This window comes from Kyrpidia spormannii, from assembly GCF_002804065.1.
Lineage (GTDB): Bacteria > Bacillota > Bacilli > Kyrpidiales > Kyrpidiaceae > Kyrpidia > Kyrpidia spormannii.
Genome location: NZ_CP024955.1, coordinates 1,121,991 through 1,136,354, shown reverse-complemented (window position 1 = coordinate 1,136,354; position 14,364 = coordinate 1,121,991). Strand labels below are relative to the sequence as shown.

Genomic DNA, 14,364 nt, shown 5'->3' with positions numbered 1-14,364 from the left:
GTGCGCACCACATCGCGCAACAAGTCAGAATCGTAACCGGGCCTGACCTTGATGAGTGCGGGGCCAACGCGAACACAAAGAAGCTTGCCCGGCCACCCGCATGTATTGGGGATTCAGGTCATTTTGATTATATCTTTCACTCTGGAGGGTTGGAGCTTCGCGCTATATCCGCCACATCTCTCAATTTAAGGGTTGGTGGGACTTTCAACATCTCCCTGGCATTATTGAATTCCTCCAAACTTCGATACTCGTAAATTTTTAACGCCAGAGTATCAAAAATGTAATACACAGCTTTTTGTTCGTCTGGAATTTCATAACTATTGTTGCTTCCTGGGTACGCCGCTCTTAGTTCATATCGTTTCGCCAAAATGTATCGTTGATCAAAAGCCACTTCGACTACCTTAGCCGGTATCAGAGGTGGTGGATTTCGTGGGTCCCATCCATCCTTTGGGACGATTTTTACATCATGAGCAGAAGTTCTGACTAATTGATATCCTCCCGGTAAGTCAAAAGCATAATCCGAGGGGCCAGGGCCAAAACCACTGAGGCCGATTAAAAAAGTTGGTAATAGGAATATCAGAATAACAGCAAGTCCTATAATCAATATAATCAACAAGACTTTCATAAACCTCTTCTTTGCCAGCTCTATTTTTACCCCTCCCTTTACGCTAGTGTTAATTAAAGATTGTACCTCTCATCCATTTTAATGTGATAGACGGCTGACTTCTCCATATACTGGATCAAAGCCCTTAGAAGTATATATGTATGTGATTACGGTCTAAACGACTCCTGCATAAAGATCCAAATTTTGTAGGGGACTACTGCCCCAATACTTTGAGCGTATGCACCGTAGTTATTCAGAATAGTTACCACGTTCCCGTAAATGCCCGGTGCACCCATCCAGTTCTGATATTCAAAATTATATGTATCATAAACTACCACAGAAATAGTCCATGTTCCATTGCTTTTAGACGCACCTATTGAGTAGTTTACCTTATTCAGGGACAAAAATAAATCTTTTGGGTTGTTAAGTGTCATAGAACCGTATGTAGAATATGAAGAGTATGGGTAGTTTTTCAACTGATTTCTGACTGAGCCAATCATGCTTTGATATACTGGGCTACTTTTAACAAGATTACTCTGCCACGAACCGGAAGAGTAGATTACTTCACTTGGCGAATCTTGTAACGAATGGTCTAGACATTCCGCTGCCAGTTTATACCCCGCTACCCGCCCAGCAGCAACAACGGTTTTCATGCTTGCTCTCACCAACTCCTTGGTGAGGTTCAACTTTGCCACTTGTGTGTTCTCAATAATACCATTTTTAGCAGCGTAATCTACAAACTGCTGTATGTCGGACAAAGTAGGCACATATGTTGCTGAATGTGTGCTACTTACTTTGTTGGAAAGAAACTTCTCGAATTCTCTGTTTATCTTTGGATCAAGATGGAGTTCAGTTGTTGTAACCTGTAAAGTGGGAAATGACACAGAACTTTCTTGGCTTGAACTAGCCAAAGCAGGTGAGACACAGGTAAAGATAAGAGTTGTAAAAAGAGAACCAATAACGAGCTTATTGTTCATAACATTTTCTCTGGCGTTGTCCCAGGTTTCGTGGAAATTTGAAGGTGGCGGTCTCCTAAACCCGTTTGGTATAACGGGATTGGGCACAACGAAGAAAGGAGAACGCCACCTATGAAATCAAGGGTACATCAAATTGTGAGAAATGACCAGAGCCTGTTTTCGACACTGGATCCCTCTCAGCAGTTCACCCTCCAACTGTCGCTACTGGACGTGATGGAGAGCGCGAAAGAGGGACTCATGGCCTTGGCGGTTCAAACCGGGCTTCGAGTGATTCAACTCATGATGCGAGAGGAAGTCGAAGCTTTGGTGGGCCCCAAAGGGAAACACAATCCAAAGCGCAAGGCTGTGCGACACGGAAAGGAAAAGGGCTCCGTGATGCTTGGGGGCCGGAAGGTGGCTGTGGAAAAAGTTCGGGTACGCAGCGTCGACGGTCATGAAATCCCGCTGGAGACCTACCAGGCTTTTCAGGATCCAACGCTGCTGACCCAGGCCGCGTTGGAGCGGATGATTCATGGCTTGTCGACCCGAAACTATGCGTTTGGTCTTGAGCCGGTCGGAAACGAGGTGGAAACCTCCGGCACGAGCAAGAGCGCCGTCAGCCGGCGTTTCATTGCCGCCACGAAGAAGCTGTTCGAAAAACTCATGCAGCGGCGCCTAGACGACCGCCGGTACGTGGCGCTAGTTATTGACGGGATCGTCATGGCGGACCACACCGTAGTGGCGGCATTAGGGATTGACGTAGGGGGACAGAAGCAGATCCTGGGCGTCTGGGAGGGAGCGACAGAGAATGCGACAGTGTGCAAAGGACTGCTGACCGATCTTGTGGACCGGGGACTGAAAACCGATGATGGGATCCTGGTCGTCATCGACGGGAGTAAGGCTTTGCGTGCCGCAGTACGGGACGTGTTTGGAGAGACGGCATTGGTTCAGCGGTGTCAGGTGCACAAGGAGCGCAATGTCCTGGAGCATCTGCCGGAGAAACAGCGAGATTGGGTCAAGAGGCAATTGCGGGAGGCCTGGCGCCAGGAGACCGAAAAAGAGGCACTGGCGGCCCTGCGGCGCTTGGCGGCACAACTTGAGAAGGCGTATCCAGGGGCAGCAGCCAGTTTGCGCGAGGGGATGGAAGAGACCGTGACCGTGATCCGGCTGGGAGTTCCGGAACTGCTTCGGGGAACTCTGCGCTCGACGAATGCGATCGAATCAGCCAATGAGAAGGTGCGGATGGTGAGTCGGAACGTCAAGCGCTGGCAGAATGGGGAACAGGTGCTGCGCTGGGCGGCTGCAGGATTTTTGGAGGTGGAGAAAAAGTTCAGGACCGTCAAGGGATTTCGCCAAATCCCTCTGCTCCTTGATGCATTACACAAATGTGTACATCCGCAACCACAGCAGGAAAACAAATCCATCACCGCGTAAATTGAAGAAAAAGGCCATCACGAAAATCCACGACGACCGGGACAACCTCTTTTCTCTCCCTTCCGTTTGTAAAGCAAAGAAGGTCTTCCTCAATTTTTGTCACCCAATCGCGCAACTTCCCACGCGACCATCCCAGACCGGTAACTCTCCAAACCTCCCTTTGCCCCTTGCTCTCCATCCGCCTTTATCTACAGTTCCTACCTCCTCGACGTTTGGTACATAACATAATCTATCCCCATCTCCGGACCCAGACAATAGTAAAAAAGGGCTATTGTATCGACAATTCTCGACGTTTGATTCGGCAATTATCGACCCTTACTAAGTCTCCCTCGCTTGACATCCAGCATAAATTTCCCATTCTCTTGTTTTTGCAAACATACCTTTACAAAAGATAAACCAATAGTTCAAAGTACTAGGTCTTTAGTCTCAGTTCATGTCGAAAAATAGTTTAGCCCTTCTTTAACTTCAGCGGCAGCAGCTTCGTCACCACCCGGCCGTCCTCCGTCACCACGTACCATCCCGCTGGCAAGCATTTCCCCCAAGGCGTCACCTCACCTCGCTCTTCCTGACCTTGACGCTCACCGGCACCAGCAACTCCAAGTACAGTTTGATGAGGCTGGATGTGCCGGACCGCCCCGCTTTGTCGGCCTCCACTTGCCGATCACCGCATTCTGGCCGTTTCAGCCCACAGCATGGCCGTCTAATTCCACCCGGCGGCACATGGCCCTCCCCTTTTTGGGGAACTACATACCTGAGGCACTCAACCCCCGGCTTGCTTGTCCCTGCGATCTTTCACCTCAAATGCTTCGGCCCGATGCCCCGGCCGACCGTTCCTCATTGAATTCGCTACGGAGAGGCAATGTTAGGCAACGAACGGCAGATATATGGTCAGCTTTCCAGCTCGATCAAACTCTTGGACCAACCGAAATCCTCCCCGCCAACTGCTCCCTTCCCCTCGGTGATTTTCGATGATCGAGCGACAATCACACTGGTTTCCTGAACCGCTACACTCCTGACCGCCTCCAGAAAACTATAGAAACCAGAGTCTAGTAACCATCAAAGCGAATTGTGTTGTGATATCTACGAATTTCTCGTTTTATCTGCGTTTTTCACCCATATATTCCCCGTTCCTCCCTAACAAGCAGTCCGGATTTCAAAATCGCTCCGACATGAAAATCGTGCGCTGCGGATTTCGTGATGGGAATATCGGACAGTCGCTTTAGGGAGGCCCCCGACGAAAAACCTGCAGGCTCTTGTCCTACCGCGACGCTGCGGAACAACTTCGCGTCATGATGACTTGCATCTCTGCAATGTCCTGTTCCATGATCATCACCGTCAACCCCATCATCACTCTTGAATGATGGAAGAAAGGACGGTGGTTCACATGCAACCCACGAACCCGATCACCCTTGCACAAGAGGCACAGATGCACACCCGTGCTGTGGAGCAATCCGCGCAAACGAGTCCCGACACACAAACGGAATGGCAACAGTCCTCGACAGTGTTCCACTGCAAAGAAGGTGACCACTGGGTCCCCATCGAACAGGCACAATACCCACGGGCTCAACACCCGGCCATGTGCAAAGACTGTGCAGCGAAACGCCGGGCGGAAAAGCGCCAACAGGCACAAGCACAACGCACCAAACAACAAGAATCGCTCGATCAAATCCCACCCAAGGACCGACGCGGCGGCACGAAACGGTGCACGTTTTCACTCAGCCGTTACACCGTCACAGCCCTCAACGTCCTGGCGGTGGGGCATTCGCCATCCGAGATTGTGGAAGAAGCGATCATCGAACTCTTGAAGCGGCAGGATCCCCGTACGATTTCGTTCGTCGGGTTCCGCTTCCGGGAATCGGAAAATGCATGAATCCTATCGTAAGCGCCACACGGCCTGGGGATCAGCCGTATGAAACGGGACACACCGCGTTCACGCCAGTGCGGAGCCGCTGAAAAAACCGATTCTTAGGTCGCCGTGTGGCCGTCTCGCCCTTTAGATGTCGCAACAGGCATCCATCCTGTCCATGCCCGGCTGGCCCGGCTGACGATCTGTCACTCTTTGGGAATGGGGCTGTTCGATCACTTCCATGTATGTGTGGGTGTAGGTTGCGAGCTTTATCCGGGAAGACCGAATCCGGCGATATCATGCTTGGTGGGGTTCCTTGTATGAAAGGGGATTTACGAAAACAGTCTCACCACTACTTGAAACTCATGCGTTTCGGTAAAAGGAGTCACATCACAAAATAAATGATCGTTCCAGTTGCGATACCTATCCATTGAATAGAATGCAACAGAAGGATACTGAAAATGGTTCCGCACACGGCAAATGGCACCAATGACTGTATCCCGTAATCTTTTCAAGACATAACACCTCACCGCCGACTTGAGTACCGCCAAGGAAAAAACCTCTTGCTCCTGTTAAAATACAGAATCCAGATTGCCGCCGAAACGAAGCCCTTGCCGTTCGCTGCCACACCGCCGCCCGGACCTGTTGTCCGTCAAGTACAATTGACCCCACTCGTCACCGAAGGTTGACCCCCTGAAAACACGTGGTCACGAACCATGCCGTGTGGCCCCTCGGGGCCTTTGTCCCTACGGGTTGAGACCCTTGCCGCTTAGCGGCATCCGTTCCCTGCCCTCATGTATGGCATTGTATGCGCCAACTTCCAGACAGTCCATCCCGTCAGCAACCGCCCATCACGGTGTGACGCTAACAAGATCTCTTTATGGGTGGGCTCTCCCGCCGGGCATGTGTAACTCGTCCTGACTGAGAAACTCCAGCATCTTCGCCTTTTTGATCGCCGGGTCCATCTCCGCCAATTCCTCCAGTTGCTCTTTGGATTTGTTGTGATTTTGGGCCAAGATTACGACCCCTTATAGCGGCCGGTGACGAGCAATAGCCCCACGTCACAACCTACGGGCAAACATTCTTTCCAAGAATTCCTCGCAGCGATCTTTCCAACCCCCATCCCGAATGGCTTCAACCAGCTCAAGGGGTAAATCTGTAATCTCAGAAATATCCAATATATTAAGTCCTTCTTTCAGCATCCTCTCAGCAACTTCCACCTTGACAGGTATCGTTTCTCCCTTTCTAACGTCTTCACATAACCAGCGTTTTGCTTCGTCCAGTTCTTTCTCCGAAAGATGCAGCATGTCCATGATTTCGTCTGCCGGGATTCCTTGTTCTAAGTAAACTCTTGCTTGAATAGTCTCAGTGATAAAATCAAGCATGGTGTATTCCCGAACGGCATCGCTAGGCAGTGTTCCAGCTTCGAACACAATATGCTTTTGAGAAGTGTGATAAGTGAACCAAACCTTCACACGCCCGGACTGAATGATGGGCTCATCGCCGTGTTGCTCCGGATGAAAATCCAGGATGGCGACTTCGTCGACAAATTCCTTGCCGTGCTTCGCATACGCACCGATGGGAATGACCGCAATCCATTGATTCGGGAACATTTCACGGACTTCGGCCCACCTCAAATCACGGGCACCTCCATGCTGCCATGGCCCAAATCTTTGCATCTCAACTGCGGCGGTCTATTCAACAAACCTGCATAAGAACACACCAATGAAGACCACATCGACCGCGTCATAATTTGGCGAACTACTGCTCTTTTGTCGATGTCATTCAAAATTTTAGAAAGAGGATGATGGCTTGTACGAAATAAGAACCGGACGTCCGAATGCCAACCAGCCATTGGAAACCCCGCTGCCACGACAACTGCAATTCCTGACTATCCAGAGCAGGTCCAACTGCTTGGCCTCATTATAGCCGATTAGTGCCGTTTTGATAAATATCTGTCATCCCTGAATGCCCCCATCCATCTTCAATCTCCTTGCGCCCCACCAACGGTGACAGCGGTCGCCGCCGTTCGAGAAGTCGCCGCAAGCATCACCCCCGCCACCATTTCCGGGCTTGGAGGCGTCCCGACCGCCCTTTGTACGCCACGCCCGGCTTCATCTCGATATGCCGGGAGCCCCCTCTTCTCCCTTCGGGTCGGGCCATACTCCATGCGGTTCCAGCCCCGCTCCCCGACCCGACGCCCCTTGGTTCGAAAATCCCTTGGGCAAAGACCTACTGCTGTATCTTTATTGACTATAGAAACTATAGAAACTAAAAACTAGTTTCTAGAAACCAATGAACGAGATGACCTCCGTTCCTCTCTTACATACAACCTGAAATCACATTTGTACCGAAAATCGCGAGACGAAGATTGCTTCATGGAACAGCCGGGTTATTGTTCCAGCAAACCACCCAAGAATCTCTATGCATCCCCTCTCAAACACACCCGCCAGGTGCTGTTATGCAGATTTGTTCAACGGCTACTTGCATTTCCGTGCTGTCTTGTTCCATGATCATCACCGTCAACCCGATCATCACTTTTGAATGATGGAAGAAAGGACAGTGGTTCACATGCAACCCACGAACCCGATCACACCCTTGCGCAAGATGCACAGATGCACACCCGTGCTGTGGAGCAATCCACGCAAACGAGTCCCGACACACAAACGGAACGGCAACAGTCCTCGACAGTGTTCCACTGCAAAGAAGGTGACCACTGGGTCCCCATCAACCGGGCACAATACCCGCGTGCTCAACACCCGGCCATGTGCAAAGAATGTGCAGCGAAACGCCGGGCGGAAAAGCGCCAACAGGCAGAAGCACAACGCGCCAAACAACAGGAATCGCTCGATCAAATTCCACCCAAGGACCGACGCGGCGGCACGAAACGATGCACGTTTTCACTCAGCCGCTATAGCATCACGGCCCTCAACGTCCTGGCGGTGGGACATTCGCCATCCGAGATTGTGGAAGAGGCGATCATCGAACTCTTGAAGCGGCAGGATCCTCAGACCATTTAGTTCATCGGGTTCCGCTTCCGGGAATCGGAAAACCTATGAACCTCATTCGTGAGCGGCACACGGGTTTTGGGCAGCCATATGAATTGGGCGGGTTGCACTCATGCAGGCCGCACTCGTATGACTGCTGAAAATGGTCGTCGTGTATCCCTCTTCCTATTTCGTGCGTGAGACGCCGCAAGAGGAATCAACCTGGTCCTTGTTTCTAAGCCTGGCCGCCCAAACATCACGCGGCACCCAAAAACTATGGCCATATAGTATAATTCTGTTACAAGCTCTTCTAGATGTTGTCCTGGAATCCGCCCGGCATGTCATCACAGGATGGAGGATTCCGCCAAGCAGTGACACGACTGACGATTTGTCACCCTGTGGGAAGGGGGCCAGTGTTCGAGGGCCATGGAACTTAAAGCAGCATCCAAGAACTCCAATCCATTTCGCGCCTATGCCGATGCCAGTTTCGACTTGTCCGGGCGTTGCGGTCTCGCAATCTTGGTCACCACACCCGACGGCCAGGAACTGCGTTACTCGGCCTCCCTGCCATCAGCCGGCAGCCATGAAGCAGAAAAAGAGGCGGTTCTGGAAGCCGCGAGACGCCTGCAGTGGATGAACGCAGCATCCGCGGTCATCTTCACGGACTGTACGGGAGCGATCGTCACGGACCTCCCCTATCCGGTCGTTTGGATCCCGCGGGAAGAAAATCGGGCGGCCGATGCATTGTCCAGGATTGCCCGTGTTGGCTGGGATACGGTGGTGGGAAAAGCTCCCCGTCCCCGGATTGAGATTGCAAAACCTCTCAAACAAGGAATGGAGTCTCCCGGTCCAACGGCAATCATCCACCCTTTTGAATTTAACCCCCGCGACAAAGTATCGGCCAATATCGAACGTTTTTTTCGTGCAAACCCCACGGCTTCCCTGGACGATTTGATGCGGGCGATGCCACTGCCGGAAATCCGTGTCGCCAATGCTTTGATGTTCAAGGCGCCCACGTGGTTTCGGTTCAATGAGAAAGGGGAAATTCGCTACAACCCGGACGGATCCAAAAACAGGGATCCGATTCAAGTGGTTGCGGCCATTCGCCGCTGGTGCGTAGGAAGGGGCCTCAAAATCGGGGGAAATCCGGCGAACCTCGTTCTGGCCGCCAATAACACCCTCAGACATTCCCTTTCCCAGAGGATTGGAACCCTTGCAAAGGAAACGACTCAACCTGTCGTGGCCATTTCGGAAGTCCTGGAACGGCTCACACCGGAACAACGCGACACCTGGGCAACATACCCAAATCAGCAGTTGGAATGGCTGTCGAAGCATTTTGCCGGCTGGTGGAAGGTCGGCGGATTGCTGGTAAACCCCAAGGCAGTGCTCTCCAAGGACATTTTGGAACGGCTCTGGTCGGAGTTAGGCCTGCCCGTGAACGTAACACGACCTTCCCGGTGGCCCACGCAAGCCCGAAAACACCTGCTCTCCAGCAAATCGCCGGAAGATCAGATGTTTCGTCATCAGTATGAATCGCCTCCATTGAAACGACTCAAAGTAAAAAATCTGGCTGACAGCTCCGAGAAATTTTGGTGGATCACCGATACAGAGGCTCGGAAACAGTGGCAAGAGGAGAAGGACAAAAAGAAACGGGAGTCCTTGGACTGGAAGAGAGAGCGGCGCAAACAACAGATTCGGAAGGCCCGGTGGTTGCTGTGTGAAGCACGTCGGTTGCCAGGAAGGCGGAAAGACCTTGGCTTGCCCCCGCTGCGCGCTCCGTGGTCGCGAACGTTGACTGAGGAGGAACGGGAGTGCCTGGTGTCGAAAGAAGAAGCACGCAGGCTCTTCTCTTACCCGCCGGCGTACCTGGAAGAAGCGGTCAGACGCGGGCTGTGGAGATCGGTGGCCATCGAAAACAGCCTGTACGTGCTTGCTCCCGACGTTTGGTTCACCAAAACCCATGCCGAATCCTGGGAGCCTATCCTGAACGACTGTGTGTACGTGCCGGTGGACGCGGTCCGGCGAATCCTTGGCATGGACCGGAAAGAACTCCTGAAAATTCTTCAGGAACAGCGCATCCAAACCTTTGCCAAGCACGGCCGTGAATGGGTGGTCCGCGGGGGATTTCTGAAACGCGGGGATGTCTTGCGCTTGATTCAACAATATGCGCTGGGAGCACGAATTTCCGGTTCGGCGTTGCGGTTGTTGGACATTTCCGAGGCAAAATAGCTGAGCAAAGGGTTATATAGACTGCGGGCTTAGTATTCGCATCGATTCAGTCACTGATCATGGCAGATATGCTTCAAGAGAACTCGGAGGAGAAGATTCGGAGGAGAAAGTGTGTGATCCGCATCCTTTCCCAACCGGGAGTTGGCGCTACGCCATCACCTGGGGCGGGTGGGGTCTATTTGGCGTGCTCAAAAAGCCTACAGCCACCGGCCTCGTTTGACGCTTACAAAAAAATGTCTTGAAAATGGGGTCCACCTCATCCGCCAGTCCGTTGTACCCCGCATACCCGTCCACATGCAGGTACCCTTTAAACCCGTTCAGAAACGCCTTCGGATGTTCCGCCGCCCGAGTCCTCTGGTACTCATACAGGACGATGGGCGGACTGTAGCGTCCGGTGCGGTACAGCCACAGGTACGACGTCGTCTCTGCCGCCCGCCCCGGCTCCCGCAACACCTGCAGTGTGGTCTCGTCCGCGTGCAGGATGTCTTGGTTCAAAAGCTCCCGGTGCATCCGCTCGTACAAGGGCTCCAGCCAATGCTCCGCGCTGTACACGATCCAATTCGCCAGGGTTTGCCGGGAGAGGGCAAGACCCTGGCGTTCAAACTGTTGCTCCTGCCGGTACAGCGGCATCCCCTCGACGTATTTTTGCGTCATCACGTAGGCTACCGCCGAGGGGGAGGCCAGACTCCCCGGTTGGACCGGCTTCGGCATGGGGGCCTTGACAACCGGGGTCTGGATGTCTTCGCGTTCGCAACGGCGGCAGGAGTACAACTGCCGCACGTGCTCCACCACTTTCACCTGCGCCGGGATGATCTTGAGCTCCCGCCGAACCTCGGTGCTCATCTCGTGGAGCGCATCCCCACACTGCGGGCAAACCTGTTCCTCTTCGGCCAGGCGGTGCTCGATCCGTTCCACCGGCAGCTCCTTCAGCTTTTCCTCCCGCTGGCCCGGCTTTTTCACCCGGCGCACCATCACCGTTTCCACCGTCGGCTCCGGTGGGGGTGTCTGTGCCTCCACTTCGGCCTCGTTAAACAGTTCCAACTGCTCGGAGGTCGTCTTGGAGCGCTCGCTGGAGGCGGCAAACCGGCGGCGTTGACTCAGGCGAAACTGCTCCTCATACCAGGCCACCTTGGCCGCCAACTCGGCATTTTCCTGCTCCAGGCGCTGGATTCTTTTCTCAAGGGATTCGATTGTCTCCGCAGCAACCACGATGGTGTTCATGCTTATTGATTTCGGCACAAACGCTTCTTTTCCTGCCACATCCCACCACGACAGGAAAAGAAGCTTGGAGGCTTACAGGACGGTGCGCGCCGTCACCTCCCGATGGGCTTGGCTCTGATTCAGGGAAAGCCCGTCGAGCAGCCACTGCAGCTGCCGGCGATTGATTTTCAGGGTTCCCGACGGATTCTCGTCGGGCCACTGAAAGGTGCCCCGTTCCAAGCGCCGGTAATGGAGCCAGAACCCATTGTGGTCCCACTGGAGGATCTTGAGTTTATCCCGTTTGCGATTACAGAAGACGAAGAGACACGGCGAAAACGGGTCCAGTTCGAACTGCTCTTTGACCAGTACAGCGAGCCCGTCGATGGACTTGCGCAGGTCGGTGCTTCCGCAGGCGAGATGGACCCGTTGTCCGGGATTCTCTAACACCGGGACATCAGGGCCCGCACGAGGTCGGCGAGCCACTCGGGAGAACAGCCGGGCCGGGCTTCCAAGACGATTTGGTGAACCCGGATCACCACAGAGGCCTCTGCGTCCGTTGAAGTTTCGTCGATCTCAAGGGGAAGCCACTGGGGCAACAGAAAAGTGCTGGGGGTCTGGGGCTTCTCCGAGGCTCGCAGTTTCCGCCGCCAATAGTACAATTGATGGGGTTGAATGTGGTGGGCGGCACACCAGGCGGTGGCGCTTTGGCCGCTGGCCTCGAAGTGGGCCACACGGTCGGCCCAAGTTTTCCGCAACTCGGTCCTTGTCATGGCGATGATCTCCTCCTCCTGCACTCAGGTGGTGTATGAGAGAATCATCGCATGCGGCTGATTGCTCGGCCAGGTGTGTCGGATTTGACGCTTACTTCTCAAGGTGCTCCGCCGGCGGTATCACCGCTCTGAACGGCTGTATGTGGTCTTGGATAATTTTTCACCTCACAAGCATCGTGCGGTGACGAAGTGGGCTGCAGAAAACGACGTGGAACTGGTTTTCACACCGACCCAGGCCTCATGGTTGAACCGCATCGAAAGCCACTTTGCACCCTTGCGATCCTTTGTGTTGCGTGGGAGTCACTATCCCAATCACGAGGCGTTGGCCACAGCGATTCGGTCGTACCTGCGTTGGCGAAACAAGCACAGCCGCCATGCCAGACTTCTACGTGAGCAAAAGAAGATCAAGGTTGTCTGAAACGGCACTAGCATCCCATCAGGGGCCCCCAACTGTCAAACTTGACATTTAACCTGTTAACATTCGCGCTGGTCTGCAAGGACGTACCAAGCGATGTTCAGGCTCAGTATGAGTATTTGAGTACACTTTCCAGTCGAGCTATCCCTTCTTCTATTTGCTCTAAACCCAAGTTTCCATAGCCCAGTATTATCTTATTAGAATGGGCGGATTTTTGAATTGTATGAAGTTCTACGGGATAAACCTTTACCCTGTGAGCATCAATATTTCTCATGGTCTCATCTGAAAATGTAATTCCTTTGAATTCTGCAACAAGGTGTAGACCTGTAGAATCACCGTGGATCGAGACCGTATTAGAAAAACGTTTATTTAGACAGTCGATCAGCTTTTCCCGACGTTTTCTATAAATTTTTTTCATTTTCGAAATGTGCTTTTCAAGATGCCCTTCCTTCATGAATTGAGCGAGTACGAGTTGTTCGAAAGTTGAGGAATGCAGGTCACTGAACCACTTCAGATCTCTACATTTTTTGGTGAGATCAGGCGGTAGGACCAAATATCCTAAACGAAGAGCAGGTGAAAGTATTTTGCTAAAAGTGCCTATGTAAACCACGCGCTCCGGATCCAGTCCTTGCATGCAGCTTACAGGAGTGCCGTGGTAACGAAACTCACTGTCATAATCATCTTCGACAATGTAACAACCTGTTTGACGTGCAAAATGAATGAGTTGAATCCGTCGTTGAATTGTGAGTACCCCTCCCAAGGGAAACTGGTGTGAAGGAGTGACGAATATAAACGCCGGATTTTGAGCTGAAATGTGTTCTGTTTTCATGCCGTAGTCATCCACTGGTACCGGGTGAAATCTGAATCCCGCAGACGAGAATATCGTCTGAATTTCATGAGTTACTGGATCTTCAATTACAACCTCTGAATTCCGGGAACCAAGCAATCTTGCTATGAGTCCAAACGCCTGTGTAGCTCCGGAAGTAATAATGAGTTGATCAGGATGACATTTAACTCCGCGTGTACGGGATAAATACTGCGACAAGGTATGTCGTAATATAAATTCCCCTTCTGGATGTCGATAGCCAAAGACTTCCGGGGGAGCGTCTCGATACACTCTTCTGGCAATGAATCCCCACGTTTTCCTAGGGAACATGTCCAAAGCAGGTATCCCAGACCGGAAGTCTATTACATCTTCTTCGGCAACCAGATGTTCGCCGAAAACACTATATTCGTCTGAATCAAAGGACCTTTCCAGATACGCCCCTTTTGCAACGTAGGTTCCCGAACCAGCTTTGGTTTCTAGATAGCCTTCGGAAACAAGCTGCTCATAGACTTCAACGATCAGATTACGTGATATGTGCAATTCATCGGCCAATTCACGAGAAGAGGGCAATTTGTCTCCAAAGGCCAACTCACCCTTAATAATCTTCTTTCTGATCTGATCGTAAAGTTGCTGTTTGATCGGCGTCCCAGTTCCCCGGCCTATCGTGATCAATACAGACGTCATGTACACCCGCCTCCCAACGAAGTGGCCCATTCAAACTTGATCAAAAGTGGCTCTTATGAATGCCATTTTACTATGCTAATATGCCTCCTGGAACGTGATATTTCAGTGCTGTTGTTAAAACGGATGGCATTTTTCAGTGCTGGAAAGTCATTGATGCATCTTTCATACACATTGCATGGACACTCCTGGTCTAGAAAAGAAGAAGGGAGTGAGGTCTATATCATTGTGTAAAAAAAGATCGGTACCACAAGTCGCAAAATAAGCCATCTCGTCTCTCTTTGGTATCATGGAATTCGCCCCAACCCATTCACGAGGGGGAATGGTAATGGCTCTTTATCGGATTAACCCAGGAAACGCGTTTTTCCACGTGCTCTTACAAACAAGGATTGGGGTGTGGCCGACTTCTTAAACCG

At 52.1% G+C, this 14,364-nt stretch carries 12 protein-coding genes and 1 pseudogene; 5 read left to right on the top strand and 8 right to left on the bottom strand.

All coding sequences use genetic code 11. The annotated features are described in order from the left end of the window. Nucleotides 1-136 precede the first annotated feature (136 nt). Nucleotides 137-625, bottom strand: a complete 489-nt coding sequence (locus tag CVV65_RS05605; protein WP_100667316.1) for a DUF3997 domain-containing protein — start codon at nucleotides 623-625, stop codon at nucleotides 137-139. 146 nt (nucleotides 626-771) lie between these two features. Then, entirely contained in the window at nucleotides 772-1,581 is an 810-nt protein-coding gene (locus tag CVV65_RS16515) for a hypothetical protein (protein ID WP_133121232.1), read from the bottom strand. A 111-nt stretch (nucleotides 1,582-1,692) separates the two neighbouring features. Here CVV65_RS16515 and CVV65_RS05600 point away from each other — a divergent pair, with 111 nt between their 5' ends. Both CVV65_RS05600 and CVV65_RS05590 read left to right on the top strand, forming a co-directional pair. Then, nucleotides 1,693-2,994 (top strand): IS256 family transposase, encoded by a 1,302-nt coding sequence (locus CVV65_RS05600; RefSeq protein ID WP_232796716.1) that lies wholly within the window; start codon nucleotides 1,693-1,695, stop codon nucleotides 2,992-2,994. A 1,384-nt stretch (nucleotides 2,995-4,378) separates the two neighbouring features. Then, entirely contained in the window at nucleotides 4,379-4,864 is a 486-nt protein-coding gene (locus CVV65_RS05590; protein ID WP_133121231.1) for a hypothetical protein, read from the top strand. A gap of 854 nt (nucleotides 4,865-5,718) precedes the next feature. On the opposite strand, the gene CVV65_RS16700 is transcribed toward CVV65_RS05590, so the two are convergent. Both CVV65_RS16700 and CVV65_RS05585 read right to left on the bottom strand, forming a co-directional pair. Beyond that, on the bottom strand, nucleotides 5,719-5,856 hold the full coding sequence (locus CVV65_RS16700) for a hypothetical protein (protein WP_157935394.1): 138 nt from the start codon (nucleotides 5,854-5,856) through the stop codon (nucleotides 5,719-5,721). Between the two features lie 45 nt (nucleotides 5,857-5,901). Beyond that, nucleotides 5,902-6,477, bottom strand: a complete 576-nt coding sequence (locus CVV65_RS05585; protein ID WP_100667313.1) for a hypothetical protein — start codon at nucleotides 6,475-6,477, stop codon at nucleotides 5,902-5,904. A 978-nt stretch (nucleotides 6,478-7,455) separates the two neighbouring features. On the opposite strand from CVV65_RS05585, the gene CVV65_RS05575 reads away from it, so the two are divergent. Next, the gene (locus tag CVV65_RS05575) at nucleotides 7,456-7,860 is read left to right on the top strand and encodes a hypothetical protein (protein ID WP_100667311.1); all 405 of its coding nucleotides are present in this window, start codon (nucleotides 7,456-7,458) and stop codon (nucleotides 7,858-7,860) included. A 393-nt stretch (nucleotides 7,861-8,253) separates the two neighbouring features. Then, nucleotides 8,254-10,056, top strand: coding sequence for a ribonuclease H family protein (locus CVV65_RS05570; RefSeq protein WP_100667310.1), 1,803 nt, complete (start codon nucleotides 8,254-8,256; stop codon nucleotides 10,054-10,056). Between the two features lie 258 nt (nucleotides 10,057-10,314). Here CVV65_RS05570 and tnpC read toward each other — a convergent pair. The 3 genes and pseudogenes from tnpC to tnpA form a co-directional block, all read right to left on the bottom strand. Further along, nucleotides 10,315-11,277 (bottom strand): annotated as a pseudogene (gene tnpC / locus CVV65_RS05565) (IS66 family transposase); the annotation flags it as partial. 72 nt (nucleotides 11,278-11,349) lie between these two features. After that, nucleotides 11,350-11,703, bottom strand: coding sequence for an IS66 family insertion sequence element accessory protein TnpB (gene tnpB / locus CVV65_RS05560; protein ID WP_100667308.1), 354 nt, complete (start codon nucleotides 11,701-11,703; stop codon nucleotides 11,350-11,352). Continuing rightward, a complete protein-coding gene (gene tnpA / locus CVV65_RS05555; protein WP_100667307.1) occupies nucleotides 11,697-12,026 on the bottom strand; it encodes an IS66 family insertion sequence element accessory protein TnpA in 330 nt (109 codons plus the stop codon). The genes tnpB and tnpA overlap by 7 nt, the downstream gene beginning before the upstream one ends. A 103-nt stretch (nucleotides 12,027-12,129) precedes the next feature. Here tnpA and CVV65_RS17405 point away from each other — a divergent pair, with 103 nt between their 5' ends. Further along, nucleotides 12,130-12,444, top strand: a complete 315-nt coding sequence (locus tag CVV65_RS17405) for a transposase (RefSeq protein ID WP_100667306.1) — start codon at nucleotides 12,130-12,132, stop codon at nucleotides 12,442-12,444. A 103-nt stretch (nucleotides 12,445-12,547) separates the two neighbouring features. Here CVV65_RS17405 and pdxR read toward each other — a convergent pair whose 3' ends face one another. Then, nucleotides 12,548-13,951, bottom strand: coding sequence for a MocR-like pyridoxine biosynthesis transcription factor PdxR (gene pdxR / locus CVV65_RS05545; protein WP_100667305.1), 1,404 nt, complete (start codon nucleotides 13,949-13,951; stop codon nucleotides 12,548-12,550). Nucleotides 13,952-14,364 lie beyond the last annotated feature (413 nt).

What these genes read in the sequence shown, in the direction of transcription:
- CVV65_RS16515 (WP_133121232.1), bottom strand. Translation starts at nt 1,581, where the DNA reads ATGAACAATAAGCTCGTTATTGGTTCTCTTTTTACAACTCTTATCTTT.
- CVV65_RS05590 (WP_133121231.1), top strand. Translation starts at nt 4,379, where the DNA reads ATGCAACCCACGAACCCGATCACCCTTGCACAAGAGGCACAGATGCAC.
- tnpA (WP_100667307.1), bottom strand. Translation starts at nt 12,026, where the DNA reads ATGACAAGGACCGAGTTGCGGAAAACTTGGGCCGACCGTGTGGCCCAC.
- pdxR (WP_100667305.1), bottom strand. Translation starts at nt 13,951, where the DNA reads ATGACGTCTGTATTGATCACGATAGGCCGGGGAACTGGGACGCCGATC.
- CVV65_RS05575 (WP_100667311.1), top strand. Translation starts at nt 7,456, where the DNA reads ATGCACACCCGTGCTGTGGAGCAATCCACGCAAACGAGTCCCGACACA.
- CVV65_RS05605 (WP_100667316.1), bottom strand. Translation starts at nt 625, where the DNA reads ATGAAAGTCTTGTTGATTATATTGATTATAGGACTTGCTGTTATTCTG.
- CVV65_RS05570 (WP_100667310.1), top strand. Translation starts at nt 8,254, where the DNA reads ATGGAACTTAAAGCAGCATCCAAGAACTCCAATCCATTTCGCGCCTAT.
- CVV65_RS05600 (WP_232796716.1), top strand. Translation starts at nt 1,693, where the DNA reads ATGAAATCAAGGGTACATCAAATTGTGAGAAATGACCAGAGCCTGTTT.